Below are 20,788 nucleotides of genomic sequence, written 5' to 3' on the forward strand. Positions count from 1 at the left end.
GAGCGCAGAAACTGACTACACAGTGAATAGAGCAAACGATGCATTAATGCTTTAAAAGCAGCACGCTACTTTTCTGCCGCCTCCTGCGGTATTTCCCGGACTTTTGCGGCCGCCGCAGCGGCTTTGGCCTGTAACCGGCGATAGTTATTTAACCAGCTACCACTGACCAGTCGCCACCAGAAACAGGCTCCGCGTACTGCCCAGTCAAGAAACATCCCTAACCATACGCCAATGACACCCATACCCAAATAAATGCCTAGCAGGTAGCCCAGAACGACCCTGGCACCCCACATGCTAAACATCGAAACATACATTGCAAAACGCGCATCTCTGGCCCCTTTAAAGCTGGCCGGCAGAACCCAGGATGTTGCCCAGATTGGCATAAATGCCGCGTTTAACCAGATAAGATGTTCAGTCACCCGGATAACTTCCGGGTCTTTGGTATAAAAACGTGCCAGTACCCCGGCAAGTGGAGCTGACAAAAGAGCCAGGCAGCACAAACCAAAAGTCGATAACCAGAACACATGTCGTACCTGTATCGAAGCCTGATAGACCTGATTTTTACCCAGCCGCTTACCTGTAATGATCGTCGATGCCGATCCCAGAGCATTGCCGGGCAGGTTAATCAGTGAGGCAATCGAAAATGCAATAAAGTTACCGGCAATTTCACTGGTGCCCATTCCGGCCACATACACCTGGGTCAGTAATTTCCCGCCGTTAAATAACACTGACTCGATACTGGCCGGTATACCAATGCTTAAAACCTCGGTCAGAATGACAAAATTCCAGCGACGAAAATAGCTCTTCAAAGGAATCGTCAGTGCGCCGTTGTAACGCCCCATCAAAACAATAATCACCACCGCAGCGCCCAGATAGCGGGAAATTGTCAGCCCTAATCCTGCCCCGGTAAAACCCAACCCTTTCCAGGAAAAGCAGCCATAAATCAGGACGCTACTGATGACAATGTTCAGTATATTCATTCCTGCATTAATCAACATAGGAATTTTAGTATTTCCGGCACCACGTAATGCACCACTGCCGATCAAGGCAATCGCAGCCGCAGGATAACTCCAGGCCGACACCTGTAAATAATTGAGCGCAAAAGCTTTTACGTCTGGCTCAGCACTGCCGGCAATCAGGTTGATTATCGCATGTCCCCAGATTTCGATGACAATCACCAGTAAAAAACCGATGACAGTCATTAGCCCAAGTGACTGACGGGCCGCAGCTCTGGCGCGTTTACCTTCTCTTTTTGCCAGACTGAAGGCGACTACTACGGTGGTCCCTAAATCAACGGCGGCAAAAAAAGAGATAACCACCATATTAAAACTGTCAGCCAACCCTACCCCAGCCATCGCCGCCTTACCCAACCAACTCACCAGGAAAGTACTGAGTACCCCCATTAATAAAACGCAGGTATTTTCAATCAGAATGGGTACTGCCAGTGGGGTAATTTCCCGGCGCAATAACGTCGAGTACCGCTTACGTCTGGGATACCACTCCGTCTTTTGTATTGCTTCTTTTAACGCTACACCTGGATTTCGCAAGGGGATACCAAATCATATAAGCCATTGAATTAATTACAAACAAGAGGCCGCCATTGCTGACTGAGCGGTTTGTTTGTCACTGGTTAATATCATTATCAGGGGATACTGTCAGGCGGTCTGCTCTGGCAGAATAATTCTATACCCCGTATTCCAAAAACACTACTTAACAAATCTGATACATTGTTATTTATTAAAAATAATTTTTATCTTTGCAGAATCATTAGTTACTTATACCGAACCTGTGAATATAAATTATACAGCACCGTCACTGATGATCAGGGTTTTCAGAAAAACCTTAAGTTTCTCTGACGGGTTTACCAGGTAATAATTGGTCACTGCCAGCTGACTCACAAGAACCTCGATGACCGGAGCTAAAATGACTGTACTTGCTGAAGATATAGAACGCGCCCTGGATGATCTCGAGTCCCGGTACCAGAAATCCGTCACTGCTCTGCGTGATGCATTGCAAAACTACGCCCGCAACGGAATATTACCTGACCCGGTCGCCCGTGCTGCGGGACTGTTCGTCTATCCTGAGTTACATCTTGTCTGGAAGGGAGAGACTGCACCTGCCAGCCGGATACGTGCCTGGGGACGTTTCACCCGTCAGGGCAGCTATGCCACAACGGTCACTCAGCCAGCCTTGTTACGGCATTATCTGTATGAACAGCTCACTATGCTGGCGAGTGAATATGACTTTACTCTGGAAGTCCGCCCTTCCCGGACAGAAATCCCTTATCCTTATGTAATTGAAGGGACCGAACTGCCCGCCGACAGAGAGATAATGGCCAGTATTGCCCGCTATTTTCCCGTGACCGACCTGTCGCATATCGGTAATGAGATTTCTGACGGGTTGCTGAATCAGGAAGGTGATTTTCCGCTGGGACAATTTGACGCTTTGCGGACCGATTTTTCTCTCGCCCGACTGCGCCATTACACAGGAACTTCCACCGCTGATTTTCAGCCTTTTGTCCTGTTTACCAACTATAACCGCTATGTCGATGAGTTCGTCAGTTGGGCGGTAGCCCAGGTGCGGGACCCGGCGACACCTTATACCCGACTGGTCTGTGCCGGAGGGATAGAAATAACCGCTGAAAGTCAGCAACCGGAAGATATTGTCACCGATCTTGCCTGGAAAAAGCATCAGATGCCGGCATGGCACCTGATAGCTGCTAATAAGCGCGGAATCACTTTGATCAATATTGGTGTGGGTCCGTCAAATGCCAAAACCATATGTGACCATCTGGCAGTACTGCGCCCACATGCCTGGCTGATGATTGGCCATTGTGGAGGTTTACGTGAAAGCCAGAGAATTGGCGATTATGTGCTGGCACATGCCTATTTACGGGATGATCATGTACTGGACTCCGTACTACCACCCGATATTCCGGTGCCCAGTATCGCCGAGGTACAGCGGGCATTATATGATGCGACACGGCAGGTCAGCGGGATTCACGGGGAAGATATAAAACTACGGTTGAGGACCGGCACGGTGGTCACTACCGATGACCGCAACTGGGAATTACGTTATGCCGCTTCTGCCTTACGCTTTAATCAAAGCAGAGCCATTGCAGTAGATATGGAAAGTGCCACTATTGCTGCTCAGGGTTATCGTTTTCGTGTGCCCTATGGAACCTTGCTCTGCGTTTCTGATAAACCCCTGCATGGTGAAATAAAGCTGCCTGGTCAGGCTAACCGGTTTTACGAAGGTGCGATTTCAGAACATCTGCACATTGGAATTTGTGCCGTATCTTTGTTGCAGGCTGAGGCCGACCGCCTGCACTCGCGTAAGCTTCGTACTTTCGATGAGCCGCCGTTCCGCTGACAGGATAAATCGTCAGCAAGCCATAAAAAAACAGGGGGCGGAAAATCCGCCCCCTGCTATATCAGCCACGACAGACCGGCCTTTCCCCGTCTCCCTGGCTTGTATCGTTCATAACTCAGGCACTTAACCAGCCAAGTTTAATCACAAACAGAATTGATAAAATGATCAATGCCGGATTGACTTCACGTACCCGGCCGCTCAGCAACTTCACTACAGTCCAGGTAATAAACCCGAAAGCAATCCCGTTGGCAATGGAATAGGTAAATGGCATGGCCAGGGCGGTGATGGTTACCGGTGCGGCGGTGGTAATGTCCTTCCAGTCAATTTCTGCCAGCCCGGAGGTCATCAGTACGGCAACAAATAACAGCGCTGGTGCTGTTGCGTAAACAGGAACACTGCCCGCCAGTGGCGAGAAAAACAGTGATAGCAGGAACAGAATAGCCACCACCACCGATGTCAGACCGGTACGACCTCCGGCACTGACTCCGGCGGCTGATTCGACAAAACTGGTGGTGGTTGAAGTGCCAAGCAAAGAACCAAACAAGGCTGCTGCACTGTCTGCTACCAGCGCTCGTCCCATGGATGGCACATTCCCCTGCTCGTCAGTTAAGCCGGCACGACGGGTGACGCCAATCAGGGTACCAGAGTTATCAAACACATCGACAAACAGGAAAGCAAAAATAACACTGACCAGACCGATATTAAACGCCCCGGCAATATCCAGCTTCAGGAAAGTTGGCGCCAGCGATGGCGGTGCAGAGAAAATGCCTGCAAACGGTGTCAGCCCCGTCAACATTGAGATAGCAGTAACGACCAGGATACCAATCAGCACTGAACCGGTGACCTTACGTGCTTCCAGAATCACTATCAGGAAGAAACCAAACAGTGCCAACAATGCACCGGGTTTGGTGATATCACCGATACCCACCAGGGTCGCAGGGTTGCCCACCACGATACCGGCACCTTCAAGAGCTATCAGCGCAAGGAACAGACCAATACCCGCAACAATCGCAGAGCGCAGCGCCAGCGGAATGCTTTTAATAATCCATTCACGGATCTTAAACAGCGAGAGTGCAAAGAAGATCAGTGCCGAAATAAATACCGCCCCCAGAGCAACCTGCCAGTGGTAACCCATGTGCAGAACAACGGTATAGGTGAAAAAGGCATTCAGGCCCATGCCCGGAGCCAGAGCAATCGGCAGATTGGCAATCATGCCCATCAATACAGAACCGATAGCTGCAGCAAGACAGGTGGCTACGAATACGGCACCTTTATCCATCCCGGTGGCACCAAGGATGCTAGGGTTAACAAACAGGATATAGGCCATTGCCAGGAAGGTCGTACATCCGGCAATCACTTCAGTACGAACGCTGGTTTTATTTGCTTTCAACTTAAAGAGTTTTTCAAGCATGAGTCGATCCCTTTTTGATATCGCTTACCACGATTTTCATTTTTATTACGGCATTTCTGAAACAGCCCTCTGCGGATCCGTGTCCGACAGAGGGCTGTTTCACATCACCCCAAACAGAATTACACAAGCAAAACCCGTGCCATGGCATAGCACAGGTCAGGATTCCTGGAGAATAGCTGGACAGAAAAACGACCGTTCACTGCACCATGAAGGCGCAAACGTTTTCCTTCCGGCTGCCGATCCTAATCATCGGCGGCACCGGGAGCAATAAGTTTTTCTGATTACCGGCAGGAAAAGTCATAGCGATGCCGGATTACCGGCATCTGACCAGAAAACTGCTGGCTAACTGACCAGCATCAGTTCATGTTCATCCACTGCAGTTTGTTGGGTCAGAGATAACAGGCAATTTTTAACCGCCTGAGCCGAACCAGACAGTGGTAAAGCCGAGGAGATATTCAGCGATAAAGGCAGGTGTAAGGAAGGTGCAGTAATTTTTGCCATCCAGCCATTGATTGGCGCTGTCAGAGATTTGGCCGCAGATTCAGGCAGCACCGAAACACCCATGCCACTGGAAATTGCCGCTGACAAAGTTGACAGAGATTCAATTTCACCAATGATATGTGCACTTAACCGACGCAGCGAAAATGCTTCATCAACCCGCTGCCGAACCGCACTGTAGTCGCGTGGCAGGTAAAGATTCATGCCGGCAACTTCGCTCAAATCAACCGTTTGTCCTGGTGAAGTTCCGGTGCCTACCAGATACAGCTCTTCTTTCATTAATGGCTGACAGTTCAGTCCGGCCACCGGGGTCCGGTCATAAAGCAATGCCATATCCAGCTGACCATTAAGCACTTTATCGTTCAGCGCATGGCCGCTGTTCTCGTGCAGGTAGACTAAAATTTCCGGATAGGTTTCGCGCAGCTTTTGCAGTAATGGCATCACCAGGGAAGATGCTGCAGTACCGGGAGCCAGCCCAATGGAAACCTGGCCACTTAACGTATGCCCGGCATTGTTCACCGCCAGTTGCGCCTGTTCGCACTGCCGCAAAATATTGCGGGCATGGGTATAAAGGACTTTACCAGCATCCGTCGGAGTCACTCCACGCTTGGTACGGATCAGCAATTGCTGGTCCATCTCGCCTTCGAGCGTAGCAACCTGTTGGCTCAGTGCTGGTTGCGCAATATGCAGAACTTCTGCGGCCTGGGTAAGACTGCCGATATCGACAATTTTCACAAAGTATTTCAGACGTCTTAGATTCATTTTTCCCCCGTCACGAAATCCGGAAACTCAAAACAGGCTATGCCTTTGGATGGATATTCCGATAGTTGCAATAACCAGGCCAGAAATGAATAAAGCCTGTCCGGGACGACAGGTCATAACAAAAACACTATGAAAAGAGGCTGTTCTGTTGTTTTTTTGAGCATGGAGATATTTCAGTTCGATGACAAAGAGTTTAAAAAAACGCACCAGGCCAGTGCAAAATGTCAGCCATTAGTGCAGATTGATTTTCAGATAACTCATCAATCAGGCTTACATAACAGGCTTAAAAGTCGTCTTCGCAGGGTTGCCCGACTTTCTCCAGCGTGGCACGCAACCCGCTCTCCAGCGCGGCTAACGCAATAGCTTTTGCCTCAACCTGCTCCAGTTTAGCCTGCAGACGGGCGCGTTTTTCATCGACACTCAGCTGCTCATCACCCCGGGCCACAATCACTTCAGTAATCTCACCAGAAGAAAACCCGAGCGCCCTGGCATGTCTGATCATCCCGAGGCGGGTTAAATCTCTGGCGGTATAACAACGATAGTTATTGGTACCGCCGTTTGACGGCGCAGGACCAATCAGCCCGATACGCTGATAATAGCGAATGGTATCTCTTGATACCCCGGATTTCGCCGCCAGTTCTCCGATGAGCATAACCGCTCCTTGTTGGAATGAAATCACTGACTCTGTCATCGTCAGATTCATGGCAAACGCAGCCGCCACTGGCGGGCCGGTAATAATATGATAACTAGCCCAGCCCACAGCCGCCGATAGTCTATTATACCGGGTAAGAGTTTTAATTTGCTGAGTTAACAGCCTGAATCAAAACAGACTGCAGTCTGAACCGTTCAGCCCGGCAGCCGAACTGTAACTAATCTGTGAGTTACCCTGCATTATACGCCGGATAATCTCCTCACCGGCACCCGGTGCAGCATGCAGATTATGTCTGGCTTTGGCCACTATTTGTGATTCAGGTAACGGTCGCCCTGCGCTTCCTGATGGGATCAATTGCTGATGACTGTAGGTTTGTCCGTTGTGATGAATCACCTCTACCCGCGCACCAGGTTGTCTGGCCGCGCCATCCATCCTTGCCGTGAGCTCCTTATCCACGCTGGCGGTAATTTTAGCAGCCAACGCCTGATAACCACGGTTCTGCAATGTTGGCTCCGAATACCAGTCAGCCCCTGCGGGGATCCCGGCCGCCACCATTGCCAGAGTCCAGGGTAAACTAAACTGCGCATCAGTAATGGTTTGCGGCTGGCTGTCCATCAGGTCATTAACCAGTCGCGGGAATGAATAAATCCTGACAGCTGCAATATCATCAGGATTCCAGCCGGTTGCCCGGCGAATATGCTGCATGCACTCCAGTGCACAGGCCAGCCATCGACAGGCCGGAAAGATCTTGAAACTGCCGTAAGCCGCGTACCAGTGGCTCCCTAAACCCTCTGTCATCACCGATTGCTCTATCTGATCTGAACCTATCATTCTCCAGAAGCCCTGATGACCGTCCAGTACGTCCTGGCTGCCACGAATGCCTTGCTGCACCAGCAACACAGCCTGTAATGCCGCCTGTGCTGCCGGTGCAACGGCATCTTTGAGAGACATTAATGGCCGCTGTTGCCAGTTATACTGATGCATAGAAGGTAACGGTGTGAGCACGGCGGCAAGACCTATCGCATCGTTCAGCTGTTGCTGATTAAAATCCAGCAACAGCCCTGCCACTAAGGCGGAACCAATGGACTGGTGTTGTGCAACACCATAGACCTGATGAAATCTGTCAGCAGTGGGCTGAATGGCATAGATTAGCCGGTTGTTCAGTTCGTAACCGGCGGCCAGTACTGTAATTAACCGCCCTGTACTGACTGGTTTATCGCAAAGATCGAGTGCGGTTAATGCACAGGCAATCAGGCTGGCCCCCGGGTGTCCCAACCCTTTGCCCTGAATTTCAGCACCATCATCATGATCGAGCGCATTAATGACTGATGCATTGGCGAATACTGCCGATAACGGGCTGAATCCGTGATGACCAAATACGCTGCAGCGACCTTCTCCACCAGAAATTCTGGCAGCCTGTAAAAACGGAGCACTGACAGAATGCTGGCTACTGGCCCAGCCACAGCCAAGAGTATCCAGCAAATGCAGCCTTATCTTATGACGTACAGCCTCTGGAATATCGTCTTCGGTAAGCCGGCTGGCGAAGTCAATCAGTTGCCGGGTCATGGGGGTTGTCATCGAAGTCACCGGGTAAAATATCGCGTATGCACCTTGCGACCGGCATACCCGGCAAGCAAAGATAACGGTAAAATAATCACCACAAAGAAGATGGCAACGAAGGTCAGTGTCTCCAGAGGACGAAATGTTGCGGTACTGAGCCGTTGCCCCTGATAGAGAATTTCTCCGGTAGCTATGGTACTGGCCAACACTGAGTTTTTAATCGACATAACACACTGGCCAATAAATGCCGGCAGGATACGTAAAAATGCGATGGGCCCGGTCACCCTCATCAACACTTTTAAAGGCGTCATTCCTACGGATAAACCTGCTTCTGCCAGACCCGGGTCGACAGACTGTAAACCGGAACGAAATATTTCAGCAAAAAAAACACTGCCATACAGTGAGATTGCAAGAACACAGGTCAGGTAAGACGACAGGGTGATACCAAACAGGATCGGCAGACAGTAGTAAGCCCAGACAATGAGTACCAGCGGAGGAATGGATCGAACCACCTCGATAATCGTCTGAACCGGCAAGCGTACCCACACCCGGCTGGCGCCGCGCAATGGTGCCAGCAGAAGCCCCCCGGCAATGCTGAGAACAATTGACGCGGCGACAATTTCGCCGGTCATCAGCATGCCGGAAATCAGCACTCCACGATATTGCCAAAGGACAGTAAAGTCCCAGTGATAGACGGGCATTACAACAGGTCTCCTTCATTGATTCCCGACAAAGCCATAAACTGACGTGCCGCAGCAGAATCAGGGTCAGCTCGTAATTCGACCGGTCTGACCTGGCTGACAATTTTTCCCTGTTCCATCAGAATTAAACGGTCGCAGACTTGCAATGCGAAACGCATTTCGTGAGTCACCAGCACCATCGTGGTTCCGTTCTCTGCCAGCCGGGACATCACGTTCAGGACTTCACTTACTGACTGAGGGTCGAGGGCTGAAGTGGGTTCATCAAATAAAATCACTTCCGGTGCCATCGCCAGTGCCCGCGCTATCGATACCCGCTGCTGTTGTCCACCGGAAAGCTTCACCGGATATTCATTGGCTTTATCTGACAATCCCATCTGATCCAGCAGAGCCAGTGCTGTACGGGTGGCATCTTCAGATGATTGCCCTGCCACCTGGACCGGCCCCTCAGTGATATTTTGCAAAACAGTACGATGTGGCCACAGATTAAAATGCTGGAAGACCATTCCTACCGATCGTCGCTGACGGGCAAGCGTTTTGGCAGACACCGGCTTACGCTGATTGCCGTGAAAACCAATTTCTTCCTCCTTTAGCCAGATATGTCCTCCATCCGGCTTTTCCAGCATATTTATGCAACGTAATAACGTTGACTTCCCTGCCCCGCTGCGCCCAATAATACCCGTCACTTCACAGCGAGAAACCGACAGTGAAACATCATCCAGAATCCGGTGACCGGAATAGGATTTACTGAGATGTTCAATTCGGAGTAAAGGTTGAGTGTCCGTCTGCTGTTTCATACATTTTATTTTTCAGGGTGAGTGTAAGGATACCAAATTGCTTTTAGCGCACCACTGTTATCCAGTACTGCCAGTCGCTGATCCAGCCAGGCTTTGAGCTGCAGGCGATTTTTTGCCAGCCCGATATTGGTTGGCTGTTCTTTTACCGGCAACGGAATAATCATCGTTCCCTGATGCCGCTGATGAATATAACTGGCCATCTGGATATCATTGGTCACCATAGCGTCTGCACGACCACTTTCAATCTGAAGTTGCATATTGTCGCTGTCAGGCACAATCACCCATTGTGCATGGGGAAGTTCTGGCTGAAGTAAAGTCACAGCAGCAGAACCATCGATCGCGGCGAGTCTGGCGTGTGAGGAATCAATCGTCGACCAGTGCCGGAACTGTTCGGTATTTTTATCAAGCGTCAGGATCCCCATCTGATGAGAACCCATTGGGCGGGTAAAGTCAGCCGCCTTCTCACGTTCCGGAGTAGCATTAAAGCCACCCAGAATATCGAAGCGCCCGGACTGAAGACCGGCGACAGCCGTTCCCCACTGAGTATCAACGTATTCCACTTTGATATCGGTATTTTTAAAAATGGCGTTAACAATATCGGGGACCAGGCCTTTCCATTGGTTGGTGATCAGGTCCTTCTGATACCATGGAGGTGCGTTAACCGCACCCACCCGAATAATATGATCCGGCAGAATCGTATCGATACTGTCAGCGGCACTGGCCACCGCTGAGCCGAACAACAATGCGGGAAGAATGGACAGTAACAACCTGGCTGAACGGAAAATTTTCATTTAATACCCTCAGATGAATATAATCATGTACTTTATAGCCATCAGGGCATGCAAACAAAATGCCTTAATCTTCTATCGTTATCAGGAAATTAGCTATGACCCCAAGACAACTCGAAGTTTTCATCTGTGTTGTAAAAACAGGATCAGTCACCGGGGCGGCCAGCCAACTGGCCATGTCTCAGCCCTCTGTCAGTAAAAGTCTTGCGCTGACCGAGCAGCAACTGGGGTTCAGTTTGTTTCGCCGGCAACAAGGCAAAATGTTGCCCACTCCTGAAGCGAGAGAATTGTATAAAGAAGCATTACGCATCGTGCATGAACAGCAACGTTTCACCCGGCTGGCAGAACATATCCGTCATTACCGTGTCGGGCAATTGAGGGTGGCAGCGACCCCGGCACTGGCATTAAATGTATTACCGCAAGCTGTTGCCCGTTTCAGAGAAGCATATCCGGATTATGGCATCGTCGCGGATATGTGTCTTAACAGTGATATTGAATCTGCCGTCCAGGAAGGACGTTACGATTTAGGGTTTATGGTGATTCCTGATAACGGCACCCCATCCCGCTACCCGGTGACCTGCCAGGGGGAAATGGTCTGTGTGATGCAGGAAAAACATCCACTGGCAAAAAAACAGCATCTTTACTGGCAGGATATCGATACCCGGGACCTGATTTTTATTACCACCGATGCGCGGTTGGTCGCGATGATAAGTACCAACATACCGGAATTCAGCCAACGTCAGGTAGCCGTCACTGAAACTAATCGCTACAGCATGGCGGTGAATATGGTCAGATCCGGAGAAAACAATATCACGCTGGTTGACAATTTTTCGTTAAAGGGTATTGACCTTAACGGGCTGGCAGTTCGTTCTTTTCGGCCTGCACTGGCTGTTGCAGTGGTCACTGTTGCCGATGAACAGGGAAGCTGTTCAGAACCCGCAGCGCACTTTGTCAGCATAATGGACAGCATACTGAACAGTCTTTAATTTCTGCACTGGACAGAAACTCACCGCTAACGATCAAACCTGAAATGTTCGCCTGACCATGGAGCATACTTCACGGTTTACCCTGATGTCACACTATGATATTCAGAGGTAATTTGATGAAAACCTATTCTTTTTTCGGTAAAACCGCACTGATCACCGCTAAAATCATACTGCTGTTGTCACACCCGGAGTTGGGTCGTCAGAATTCATGATGTTTCGGCTGTCAGACGGTGATATAGCGGCGGCTTATTCGATACCACCGAGCTCCGGTGTATCTTTTATCAGCAATCAGTCCGCAGAAAGGAAAAACTGTTTTGACAACCCGGAGCTACCCCGTTACTATGCGCCCCGTCTTCAAGACAATTCCTCTGTAGTTCAGTCGGTAGAACGGCGGACTGTTAATCCGTATGTCACTGGTTCGAGTCCAGTCAGAGGAGCCATATTAAAGAAACCAGATGTCTGCGGACATCTGGTTTTTTGCTTTTTATCCATCCGTTACCCTCTTGCCAGTATCTGCAACCCTCAGTAAAAACACCCGAAACTGAAAATGACCAGTAACGCTGGTTCGGTTGCCCTTTTAGCTGAACGGTGGGGAAACTTTGATGCGGGTTCTCAGAACTCACAATACAAATCCATAGTGAGAACCATCCGGCAGTTCAACATCAAGGCGGAGTTTGCCGCCGGTCGCTTCAACGTAGCGTTTGAGCGTGGAAAGCTTCAGGTCGCGCCCCGGTTTCTCCATTACAGCAACAGTGGGTTGCCTGATTCCCAAAGCCTGTGCCATTTCCACCTGAGTTTTCTGTACTTTCTCACGCAATTCGGCAAGGTGGATATTGAGCAGAATATCATTTGCCATCGCCTGTGCCTGGGCCAGCACTTCAGGTTTTTCATCTGCAATAAGCTGTTCCAGCGTTCTGACCATCAAATTACTCCTCTTATTTTAATCTGTTCAGCCAGCGAGTGAATTCCCGGTCAGCCACCGGAAGCATCTCAGCATAAAAACGTTTTTCATTACCGACTTTGTTTCCGGCACAAAGCACAATACCGTTACGCGCCAGATCAAAAGCGTAAAATGCACGGATGGGATCCCCGTGATGTTGAATACGCAACTCTTTCATATTGTTGTAACGGGAACCTTTCACCGTATCCGCATAAGGTCTGGATAAGCCAGGCCCCTTTTCCCGCAAAACTAACAACATGGCAAGCACGCTGATCCTGGCGCTATCGCTGAGTGAGCATAACCAGTGATCGAACCTATCCGTGGTGATAACTGTCCACACAAGACTTCCTGAGCAATATAGACCTTAAACTATATAGATGTAAAGCTATGAGCGAAGAATAAAATAATCGAGTGAAGGACCCATGCGTCTTTATTACAAAACCGGAGATATAATCCGGTATTTCATTGCGCCCCATGCATGGCATTCAACATTATATGACCTGTCCCGAAAAACAGTCGTGATAGTGATACAACAAGACGAATGACCTGAACGACAGTACAACCTGAGTTTGCAAAACGTTCACCGGCCACCGCACTATCACACTGAAATCAGGTGATTCTTTTAGGGATGAAGAGTTAAGCCTCTCTTGCCAGAATGCTCCCTGTACTACAGCACATACCTCCTGCCTGGGCGGGTAACCTGTATGTCTGAATCTGGCTAATGAGGCAACAAAATCATGACAAAGGCGATGCCGGTCAGAGGCACCAAATCATAAAACCCGCTCAAGGGAACCTAAGCGGGCTTATGCTTTTTCTGCTCAGAATCCTGCGTCTTCTGACCTGATGATTAATTTCTTAAGACCTGTGACTGGTCTGGAGATAAACACTGTTTAGCCTGCTGCAGACAGATGAAGCTAACCGTTATCTTCTGTCAGCTATTTCCTGAAAAAACGGTAACGCTTGAAAGCAAAAGCGCTGATTTACTGCGAATTAGCCAGCCTGATTTTTAAGATAATTTTGCGGCGGCTCACCCATCATTTTTTTAAACATGGTAATAAAGGAACTGGAGCTGAGGTCACCGGAGAAGCTTAGTGCCGGACAAGGTGGGAATTCTGGCCAACAGAATCCCGCCTAATCAATCGCCAGGCCTTTGACGGGATGGTTAATTAAGCAGCTAAGCCACCGTAACTTACTCTGATAACTTTCAATTCACCGCACCTCCATGCATATTTGACACGGCAGGACATCATTACAATGACCACTCTGACTGAGTAAAAATATGAAGCCCACACTTAATCAGTTAATCAGCTTTTGTACCGTGGCTGAAACCGGGAACATTTCTAAAGCAGCTGACAGGCTGAATATTTCCCAGCCTCCGCTAAGCAGGCAAATAGCTCAACTCGAATCGACGTTAGGTGCAAAGTTATTTAGCCGAAGTGCCAATGGGGTTAGCCTGACTATCGCCGGAGAACAGTTCCTGAGTGATTCCCACGCTATCCTGGGGCTGCTGGAACAGGCATGTAACAACATACGCGCTCTCGAATCCGGTCAGAAAGGATTTATCAGATTAGGCGCGACGATGTACGCAAGCTATAGTGTCCTTCCGCATGTCACCATGCAGCACCGGCAAAGGTACCCGGATATCAGTGTGCAGTTTCAGGAGATGATCCCGGTGGATTTAAAGACGGCTTTGCTGGATGGCAGGCTGGATGCAGCCATTAGTTTTTCCGAACCTTCCAGCCCGGGAATCGATTCAATGGTGCTGTTAAGTGAACCATTAATCGCGGCATTGCCGGCTGGCCATCCGCTGGCGAAAAGCAGCCATTTTAGTCTCGAATGGTTAAGTGATGAGCCCTTTATTACCGTTCCACGCCACAGTGCACCTGTTCTCTATGACTCCATTCTGGAACAATGCCTGAAGGCGGGATTTAGCCCGCACATAGGACTGGAAGTGACGGTACAGCAGACTGTGATGAATTTTGTCGCACATGGTGCAGGAGTGGCACTTATCCCCGCAAGCATGGAAAACGGTCAGCTCAGAGGAGTGGTGTACAAAGCCCTGGAAAACGCTAATCAGATTGAAAATGTACTGATGTGGTCAGCGAAGAATAAAAACCCGGCATTACATCATTTTCTTGGCCTGTGCCGCGACCTTAAAGACACTGCAAACGCAGCACAGACTTCACAGAAGATGAATTAATTTTTGCTGATAATGATTTCAATAAGATTTGGCCTGCCGCTTGCCAGGGCAGCCTCAACGGCCGGTGCAATATCTGCGGCACGAATCACTTTACGGGTTTCTAATCCCATCGAAGTACCCAGTGCCTGATAATCTATCGCAGGGTTAACCAAATCCATGGCAATAAATCTGTCAGTTTGTGCCGAGGTATAATCCTCCTGAGAACGCATAAAGTTTTTTAATACGTTGTATTCGGTATTATTCATCACGATAAAAGTCACTGGTAGTTTTTCGTAAGCCGCGGTCCAGAGTGCTTGCGGTGAGTACATCGCCGCGCCATCACCGACAAAACACACCACCGGTGCTTTACCCAGACCGAGTGAGTAACCCACTGCAGCAGGCATCCCCCACCCCAGGCCTCCGCCACGCAAAAATGCGTACTGATCCGCACGGTGACTATTCAGTGATCTGCGCAGCGAATCACTGGTAGCAATAGCTTCATCGACAATCTGGATATCAGGTCCAATGGCCCGGGACGCTTCAAATGCAGCCACCAGTGGCGTTATCACGGACGCAGATTGTTGTTCGGCAACCTGCTCTGATAACATTTCTTTGCTTAGCCTGAATTCACTGACAGCATCCGCAAAGCGCTTCTGGTAACCCGCCCGATGATCGCGCGTGGTTTTTTCCAGTTCAGGCAGCAATACTTTTAATGATGATTTAATGTTACCCACCAGGGAAAGTTCACTGCTGTAGGTACGCCCTAAGTCGCCGGCATCTGCTGACAACTGGAACACTTTACAATCTTCAGGTACCGCTTGCCCTTCGGTATACAGAATGGTGATTAATGACTTACCACCCAGTGCAAATATGGCATCATATCTGCTGAGTGCTTTGCTGATTTCTGTGGCTTTAGTGGAAAGATTCCCCCGCCATAGCGGATGTGCCGTAGGGTATGGGATACGATTCGGCCAGGTTGAACCGTAAACATCCGCAGCAAGCAATTCTGCCAGCGCCACAACCTCATCGGCGGCATCACTCTGATAAATTTCATCACCGGCAATCAGTGCGACCTTTCCTGGTGTGAACGCGGCTAATTTACTGGCCAGCAATGGCAGTGAACCCGCGACCGGGTTCCGGTCAATGGTACTCTGTGCATCAATGCTTATGGAGCTGAGCGCTTCCATCACATCCATCGGCAACGACAGGAACACGGAACCTTTGGGCGCTGCATCGGCATCGTGAAACGCACGACGCACCAGCACTGGCAGTTGGTCAACATGGGTCACCTCTTGTGACCACTTGGCAAAGGTTTTTCCCATACCTACCAGATCACCGAGCAATAACGGATCAGACGTCATATGACGTAAATCCTGCTGACCCGCAGTGACGACTAAAGGTGTCTGAGAACATTTAGCATTGAGCAAATTTCCCATGCCATGACCTAACCCACCGGCAGTATGCAGATTAAGAAATCCGGGCTTCCTCGCGGCCTGTGCATAACCATCTGCCATCGCCACGGCACTGGCTTCCTGTAGTGCTAACACATAGCTGATGGCGGGTTTTCTTAACAGCGCATCCATAAACGGAAGCTCAGTGGTGCCTGGATTGCCAAAAACATATTCGACACCTTCGCTTTCCAAAACTTCCAACAACACATCACCACCACGACGTGCGTTTGTATCCTGAACCCTGGTGAATGCCTTACTCATTGCCTGAACGCCCTTATTCGTCAAAAAATTGCCACTACCGGCCGTCTCAGGATGTTAATTAAAGTGGTGGAGTTCATTCCAATACTATAAATAAAATCATTCATACCTTTAAAGGTATGTCGTAAACACCCATAAAAGTCGGTTCTGTTGGTATAGTTTTAGCTATTATCAGAGGGTCACAGAGGCGATATCCTGCTCCTCAATTCTGTAAATCATTAACCCTGAGAGGAATAACCCGAAACCATGAAGAGCGAATTTGCATTGAAGAATTTTCCTGCAGGTAAAGTTATCACGGTGGATGTGTTTGCTGCAGGAAACAACGGGGGCAACCCTGCCCCGGTGGTGCTGAATGCAGATGCGATGAGTGACAGCGATATGCAGGAAGTTGCCCGGCGAACCGGCCATGAAAGTGGTTTTGTAAAATCAGCCCCGCCAGGCAGTGATTATGACTTTTCGCTACACTTCTGGGTCCCAAACCATCCGATGGAGATGTGCGGTCATGTCACGGTGGGTACGGTCTGGCTGATGAAAAAACTGGGAATGTTATCCCGCAATGAGCTGACGATCGCCACTCTCAGCGGAAAAGTTTACGCACGTATACTGCAGCATCCTGACAACAATGATTTCAGCGTTGAAATAACTCAGCCGGCAGGCCTGGTGACCGAAATTCCCGGAGGATTAGCGACTCAGCAGGAAATCATGGCCGTGCTGGGTATTTCCCATGAGCAACTGGCTGACTTTCCAATAGTCAACGCCCGCACCAGTCGGATAAAAACGCTGGTTCCACTTAAAAACAGTCAGATCCTGCATAATTTACAGCCGAATTTCACTCAGATTTCTGACCTTTGTGAGCGTATCGATTCCACCGGCCTGTACCCGTATGCCGCAGATGAAAATCATCCGGATACCTTTTTCGCCCGCCAGTTTCCGAAATCTTCTGGTTATCCCGAAGATGCTGCCACCGGGATTGCGGCTGCAGCTCTGGCGTTTGGTCTGCGGGATAGTGGGCAGGTGAAAACGACCACCGAACGGGTGTTTATCAGTCAGGGACAATCAATGGGGCGTCCGTCGCAGATTGAAGTCACCTACCGGCTCACTCCGCAGGGTGAAGCAGAGGGTTGCTGGCTGGGCGGTAACGTGCAATTCAGTGAAGGACATAGCGGATGAATATTTACACAAAACTCAGGGAGTCAGGTCTGGAGTTACCGCCTCCTCCGGCCCCACAGGGGCATTATTCGCCGGTAACCATTTATCAGCAGACTGCCATGGTCAGCGGACAGGTTTCACGCACGGCTGACGGAGTGATTACTGGCCCGGTTAGCGAAACCACACCTGTGCAACAGGTCAGGCTGGCCGCAGAGGTTTGTGTATTAAGGGCATTGAGTGTCTTAGAGCAGCGGTTAGGCAGTCTGGAGGATATTGACAGAATTTTATTTGTGCGCGGTTTTATTTTGGGCGCCCCCGGGTTCAGTCAGTACTCTCAGGTATTGGATCATGCATCCCGGTTGCTGACCACATTATTCGGTGAACGCGGAGAACATGCACGCAGTGCCGTGGGTGTTGCCGGACTGCCCGGTAACGGAATGCTTGAAATCGAATTAGTTGTCAGCCTTACCACTGCCGGTTAGTCGCTTTTTCTGTGCGCGGCTCCGGGAAAGCGTTAACAGGCAAACCTGGAGCACAAGCGTAGGTGAACAGGCTCTGCTGACCACCTACGCTGCTATACACTGATGCGTCAATATTTCGCTGAACCCTGCATTCCCGGCTTTCGGTATCTGAACAGCCTGAGCCTTAATTCAGAGCCAAAATTTGATGATGACTTCAGACCGTTGACACGAGTTACAGAATATCCCCCACATGGCCACCATAAATATATGGCATGCTTTGCTCATCTGCCGGTAACAACATATGGTCCATCACATTCCTGATCACTTTTGCCCCCATAATGCCGTTAACCCCACCATTTTCGAGGATCAGCACGATGGCCACTGTCGGTGATTTATAAGGCGCATAGGCGGTGTAGAAAATGTGGTCATGCAGCCTGAGCGGAATATTCTTTGCGTTATAAATCTGATGTTCTTTCAGGCTAAAGACCTGTGAAGTCCCTGTCTTAGAGGCGATGCCATACGGTGCCGTATGGAAAAAACGATAACCCGTACCATTTTTTGAATTCGCCATACCAAACATGGCATCCTGCACCAGCCCCCAGTAAGGTGAATTTTTATCGGCAATATACCCGACATTATTATTGCCGGCATAAGGAACAACCACATTACCAAACTGCTCATTCATCATCAGATGCGGATTCAGGGCTTTACCATTATTAATCAGGGTCACCATGGCTTTTTCCATTTGTACCGGCGAAGCCAGCCAGTAACCCTGTCCAATCCCTACCGGAACGGTATCCCCCTGATACCAGGGTTGTTTATGGACTTTCATTTTCCATTCACGACTGGGCAGCAAACCTGCATATTGCTCATTCAGGTCAATGCCGGACATTTTCCCGTAGCCGAATTTGCTCAACATCTCGTGAAGAGTGTCAATGCCCATCATATAGGCGACCTGGTAAAAGAAAGTATCCGCCGATTCCTCAATCGCCTGCTTAAAGTTAATCGTCCCGTGTCCGGTTTTCACCCAGTCACGATAGCTTCTCTGAGTTCCTGGCAGTGTCCACGATGGTCCACTGTACAGCGTTGTGGTCGGTTTAATGATATTTTTATACATTGCTGAAAAAGCAATATAGGGTTTTACCGTTGAAGCTGGCGGGTACAATCCCTGAGTGACACGATTGATCAGCGGGCGATTCGGATCATTCAGCAATGCTTTATAGTCTTTATAACTGATCCCTTTTACAAACGGATTAGGATCGTAGCTGGGATTGGAGACCATCGCCAGGACTGAGCCATCGCGGGGATCTTCCACTATCATGGCCGCGTTCTGTCCGACCAGTAACTTCTCGATATATTGCTGGAGCTTAAGGTCGATAGTTAAGTGGATATTTTCGCCGGCAATGGCCGGAGTTTCTTTAATAACACGAACGACACGGCCATGGTTATCAACCTCAACTTCTTTGAACCCGGTTTGTCCATGTAAAGCACTTTCATAATAAGCTTCAATTCCCTGCTTACCAATATCCTTATCGGCCAAATAGTTTTCCGACTGCCCTTCTTTATCGATTCTTTTTAAATCACTGGCATTTATTTTTGATACAAAGCCAATAACATGAGCTAAATCGGCCCCGTAAATATAGTGACGATAACGACTGGTTGATATTGACACGCCCGGATATTTATATTCATCAATAGAAAACTTAGCGATTTCTACGTCACTTAATCCTTCTTTCAGGGTGAAGTACTTAAATTTACTGACACCGGAGATTTCTTTTAATTTTTCGTTAATATCATCCTGAGAGTCACCGATATCACTTAAAACGCCTGATATTGTCGCCTTCAGATGATCGACTTTATAAGGCATGATATCTAAATCATAAGACTTAACATTTTCGACCAACGGAATACCATTGCGGTCATAGATAATTCCGCGTACCGGTGCGATCGGAATTAATCTTATATAGTTATCGGCAGACCGCAGTTTATACTCGTCATAATCATCAATTTGTAGCCGGTACAAATTAACCACTAATGCAGTAAATCCGGCGGCAACAATAAGAAAAGATATGATTGCCCGTTTGAAAAACAACACCTCTTCTTTCTTATAATCACGAAATAACATAGTATCTCTTTTACTTTCTGTTCAAAAACACATCAAAAATATTTAACAGAGCAATGTCTACTACGTTATCACAGGGATATATCGTGGCAGAACAGATGTGTCTACACATAAGAAAACACATCCATTTGCCGGACCTGTATGCATCCGTAAACCCTGATTAAAATCAGCACAACGCTAAGTCTACGGCATGCTACCAGAAATACTATGACAGAAACGTAACAATTAAATACAATACGTTATTAAGCCTGTTAAACAAGCAGTTTACGTAGCCAATGAAAAACAGAATAGTTTTAGTGCTACCAGAAACAGCAGGACATTAAAATATCATTAACCAGCATAAAATTAAAATTAATTTTAGTGCGCTGCTGAAAAACATAAACACATACGGGTAAGCGCATAACCGTACGACCCACTTTAATCATTACCTGATAAAAACAGCTCATCCGGATTAAAAATAGTTTATCACTGCCTGGTATTTATCAAAAAAAAACAATTAATGAATTTTAATTCAATAAGGTAAAAAAATACCCGGCAAGATAACACCAGGCTCAATGCTAACAGCACGTTTGTTAATAATCTTACCCGGGAAACTCACAGCATTCCCCTGATGCCAGAACCGGGAATCTATTCAGGCCCGTAATAACAACCCTGGTCTGGCTGTACCTCGAAGTTAACGGCGGCATAAGTCTGTTCGGTTTTTA

17 protein-coding genes and 1 tRNA gene are annotated in these 20,788 nt (G+C 48.7%); 6 read left to right on the plus strand and 12 right to left on the minus strand.

The features are described 5' to 3' along the window. Window positions 1–65: 65 nt before the first annotated feature. Window positions 66–1,547 carry an EmmdR/YeeO family multidrug/toxin efflux MATE transporter gene (locus A7K98_RS12200; protein ID WP_087488809.1) on the minus strand — a complete coding sequence of 494 codons (1,482 nt, stop codon included), beginning with the start codon at window positions 1,545–1,547 and terminating at the stop codon, window positions 66–68. Window positions 1,548–1,923: 376 nt separating this feature from the next. Between A7K98_RS12200 and A7K98_RS12205 the strand changes: the two genes are divergently transcribed. After that, window positions 1,924–3,372 carry an AMP nucleosidase gene (locus tag A7K98_RS12205; protein WP_407703083.1) on the plus strand — a complete coding sequence of 483 codons (1,449 nt, stop codon included), beginning with the start codon at window positions 1,924–1,926 and terminating at the stop codon, window positions 3,370–3,372. 115 nt (window positions 3,373–3,487) lie between these two features. Here A7K98_RS12205 and A7K98_RS12210 read toward each other — a convergent pair whose 3' ends face one another. From A7K98_RS12210 to A7K98_RS12240, 7 genes are all read right to left on the minus strand, one after another. Beyond that, entirely contained in the window at window positions 3,488–4,783 is a 1,296-nt protein-coding gene (locus A7K98_RS12210) for an NCS2 family permease (protein ID WP_087488811.1), read from the minus strand. Window positions 4,784–5,125: 342 nt separating this feature from the next. Further along, window positions 5,126–6,043: a nitrogen assimilation transcriptional regulator NAC gene (gene nac, locus A7K98_RS12215; RefSeq protein WP_087488812.1), complete on the minus strand. Its 918-nt coding sequence runs from the start codon at window positions 6,041–6,043 to the stop codon at window positions 5,126–5,128. 283 nt (window positions 6,044–6,326) lie between these two features. Beyond that, entirely contained in the window at window positions 6,327–6,695 is a 369-nt protein-coding gene (locus A7K98_RS12220) for a MerR family transcriptional regulator (RefSeq protein ID WP_087490488.1), read from the minus strand. A gap of 168 nt (window positions 6,696–6,863) precedes the next feature. Next, a complete protein-coding gene (locus A7K98_RS12225) occupies window positions 6,864–8,273 on the minus strand; it encodes an MmgE/PrpD family protein (protein ID WP_087488813.1) in 1,410 nt (469 codons plus the stop codon). A 5-nt stretch (window positions 8,274–8,278) separates the two neighbouring features. Next, window positions 8,279–8,956: an amino acid ABC transporter permease gene (locus A7K98_RS12230; RefSeq protein ID WP_087488814.1), complete on the minus strand. Its 678-nt coding sequence runs from the start codon at window positions 8,954–8,956 to the stop codon at window positions 8,279–8,281. Beyond that, entirely contained in the window at window positions 8,956–9,750 is a 795-nt protein-coding gene (locus tag A7K98_RS12235) for an amino acid ABC transporter ATP-binding protein (RefSeq protein WP_087488815.1), read from the minus strand. The genes A7K98_RS12230 and A7K98_RS12235 overlap by 1 nt, the downstream gene beginning before the upstream one ends. Before the next feature lie 5 nt (window positions 9,751–9,755). Next, window positions 9,756–10,541, minus strand: a complete 786-nt coding sequence (locus A7K98_RS12240) for a substrate-binding periplasmic protein (RefSeq protein ID WP_087488816.1) — start codon at window positions 10,539–10,541, stop codon at window positions 9,756–9,758. Window positions 10,542–10,636: 95 nt separating this feature from the next. Here A7K98_RS12240 and A7K98_RS12245 point away from each other — a divergent pair, with 95 nt between their 5' ends. Then, entirely contained in the window at window positions 10,637–11,524 is an 888-nt protein-coding gene (locus A7K98_RS12245) for a LysR family transcriptional regulator (protein WP_087488817.1), read from the plus strand. Window positions 11,525–11,888: 364 nt separating this feature from the next. Next, window positions 11,889–11,964: transfer RNA gene (locus tag A7K98_RS12250), tRNA-Asn, on the plus strand. Between the two features lie 179 nt (window positions 11,965–12,143). Here A7K98_RS12250 and A7K98_RS12255 read toward each other — a convergent pair. Both A7K98_RS12255 and A7K98_RS12260 read right to left on the minus strand, forming a co-directional pair. Further along, window positions 12,144–12,446 (minus strand): helix-turn-helix domain-containing protein, encoded by a 303-nt coding sequence (locus A7K98_RS12255; RefSeq protein WP_087488818.1) that lies wholly within the window; start codon window positions 12,444–12,446, stop codon window positions 12,144–12,146. Window positions 12,447–12,459: 13 nt separating this feature from the next. Then, window positions 12,460–12,804, minus strand: coding sequence for a type II toxin-antitoxin system RelE/ParE family toxin (locus A7K98_RS12260; protein WP_087488819.1), 345 nt, complete (start codon window positions 12,802–12,804; stop codon window positions 12,460–12,462). Window positions 12,805–13,743: 939 nt separating this feature from the next. Here A7K98_RS12260 and A7K98_RS12265 point away from each other — a divergent pair. Further along, window positions 13,744–14,664, plus strand: coding sequence for a LysR family transcriptional regulator (locus tag A7K98_RS12265; RefSeq protein WP_087488820.1), 921 nt, complete (start codon window positions 13,744–13,746; stop codon window positions 14,662–14,664). Here the strand turns inward: A7K98_RS12265 and A7K98_RS12270 are convergent. After that, window positions 14,661–16,355, minus strand: a complete 1,695-nt coding sequence (locus A7K98_RS12270; protein WP_087488821.1) for a thiamine pyrophosphate-binding protein — start codon at window positions 16,353–16,355, stop codon at window positions 14,661–14,663. The genes A7K98_RS12265 and A7K98_RS12270 overlap by 4 nt on opposite strands. Before the next feature lie 243 nt (window positions 16,356–16,598). Between A7K98_RS12270 and A7K98_RS12275 the strand changes: the two genes are divergently transcribed. Then, window positions 16,599–17,522 (plus strand): PhzF family phenazine biosynthesis protein, encoded by a 924-nt coding sequence (locus A7K98_RS12275; RefSeq protein ID WP_087488822.1) that lies wholly within the window; start codon window positions 16,599–16,601, stop codon window positions 17,520–17,522. Then, the gene (locus tag A7K98_RS12280) at window positions 17,519–17,983 is read left to right on the plus strand and encodes a RidA family protein (RefSeq protein ID WP_087488823.1); all 465 of its coding nucleotides are present in this window, start codon (window positions 17,519–17,521) and stop codon (window positions 17,981–17,983) included. Before A7K98_RS12275 ends, A7K98_RS12280 begins: the two co-directional genes overlap by 4 nt. A gap of 211 nt (window positions 17,984–18,194) precedes the next feature. On the opposite strand, the gene mrdA is transcribed toward A7K98_RS12280, so the two are convergent. Beyond that, window positions 18,195–20,087 (minus strand): penicillin-binding protein 2, encoded by a 1,893-nt coding sequence (gene mrdA / locus A7K98_RS12285; RefSeq protein ID WP_087488824.1) that lies wholly within the window; start codon window positions 20,085–20,087, stop codon window positions 18,195–18,197. Window positions 20,088–20,788 lie beyond the last annotated feature (701 nt).

Origin of the sequence: Tatumella citrea (assembly GCF_002163585.1) — a bacterium.
GTDB lineage: Bacteria > Pseudomonadota > Gammaproteobacteria > Enterobacterales > Enterobacteriaceae > Tatumella > Tatumella citrea.